We start from the raw sequence: 1,653 nt of genomic DNA, 5'->3' as shown, positions 1-1,653 counted from the left end.
ACGTTTTAACAAAAATAATTTAACGTTTGTCATTCGGTTTATCGGTGCCTTATTGGTACCGATTTTAGTTTATATGGGATTAGAAGTAACTGACCTTACATCTTGGTCAGCGCTAGGAGATGTGTTTGTATCGGCAATCTCCAATCCTTATTTGGTTGGCTTGACCGTTTTAAACGCCATTAACTTAATTCCTGACCCAACAACTAAAGGGGTAGGAGATAGTGTTCAGGCGTTAACGTATGAAGCGCCAAAAGAAAAAAACGTTCAGCCACAAGACGAACGGAAAGGATTTGAATAAAATGGACGACGCAAAAATAGTTGCAGTAGACGAAACGGTTTTAGTTGAACAAATGAAGAATGGCGAAGAAATACCTGGAGGGGAGGATGTAACGAACGTCAGTGAAAGCAAGTGACGTAGTAGCTTTAGCGACTAGAGAGTTGGGTACTCCAGAAACTCCTTTGGGGTCAAACAATGTAAAATATAATACTTTCTACTATGGCCGAGCTGTTTCAGGAAGTGCTTATCCGTGGTGTCAAGCATTCATCTGGTGGCTGTTCAGTCAGTTAAACGCCACTAGCCTAATTGGTAGCAAAACCGCCTATACAGTGAATGCAGCTAGTCAATTTGCCTCACGAGGTCAATGGCACACTAGCAATCCGCAAATCGGAGATATTATTTTCTATTCCTCTAACGGAAGTAAAAGCATTAGTAGTATTGTCCACGTTGGGATTGTAGTTACTGTTTCTGGCGACACAGTTACCGCAATTGAAGGGAATTACGCTAATAAAGTTAGCCGAGTCATTCGCCGCAGTAACATTGTTGGTTATGGGCGACCAGCTTATGGCTCTGAGAGCAGCAATTCAGCTCCTCCAGCATCAAATGGTAATACGACTAGTTACACAGTTGTAGCCGGTGATAGCTTGTGGAAGATTTCTCAAAAATTCACCACAACAGTGGCTTCTTTGAAGCAGCTAAATAACCTTAGTTCTGACTTGATTTTTATCGGTCAAACATTGAAGACGTCGGGTAGCTCCTCAACGCCTAGCAGTAATCAAATTGCCGTCGATGGTTACTGGGGTTCTGCGACAACACGCCGGATTCAACAAGTGCTTGGAATCACAGTCGATGGCATCAAAGGTCCGGAAACCTACAAAGCAATTCAGCGGAAAGTTGGCACTACTGCTGATGGTATCATTGGCCCGAATACGATTCGAGCTATGCAGCGCTATTTTGGAACAGTACAAGACGGGGTTATCAGCGAGCCTTCTCTAATGGTCAAAGCTATGCAGACTAGATTGAACCAGAATAAATTTTAATAAAAATAATACCGTTACTTACCATTAAGTAACGGTATTTTCATTATTAATGAAGGAGCTGGGTAAGATAGATAAAGCAACTAGAATCCATATTAGACATTTATTGTGGGAATTGAGAAGTACACGGAGGAAGTATAAAGAGTTAGCATACATTTTATCTTCTAATGAGATTTTTCATCACGATTATCCCTTTGTTGAAAGTGAAGAAGCTTGGTCATTAAATAAAATCATTTTCTCTAAACTATTTGACCAAACAGTACGAGGGATTTTGCAAGACTCGACATCTGAAGTCAATGATATTTTTATTTCCAAATATCTACAAGGCAATCCGAGCAA

2 protein-coding genes are annotated in these 1,653 nt (G+C 40.7%); both read left to right on the top strand.

Annotation, left to right across the window (positions count from 1 at the left end; all coding sequences use genetic code 11):
- A partial coding sequence (locus AC1Z3S_RS19995; protein ID WP_461741835.1) for a phage holin occupies nucleotides 1–298 on the top strand: 298 nt, incomplete at its 5' end.
- 101 nt (nucleotides 299–399) lie between these two features.
- Nucleotides 400–1,317, top strand: a complete 918-nt coding sequence (locus AC1Z3S_RS19990) for a CHAP and LysM peptidoglycan-binding domain-containing protein (protein ID WP_461741834.1) — start codon at nucleotides 400–402, stop codon at nucleotides 1,315–1,317.
- Nucleotides 1,318–1,653 lie beyond the last annotated feature (336 nt).

This window comes from Enterococcus sp. LJL90 (assembly GCF_056924355.1).
The sequence above is the reverse complement of the archived record's forward strand: the minus strand, read 5'-3'. Positions and strand labels throughout refer to the sequence as shown.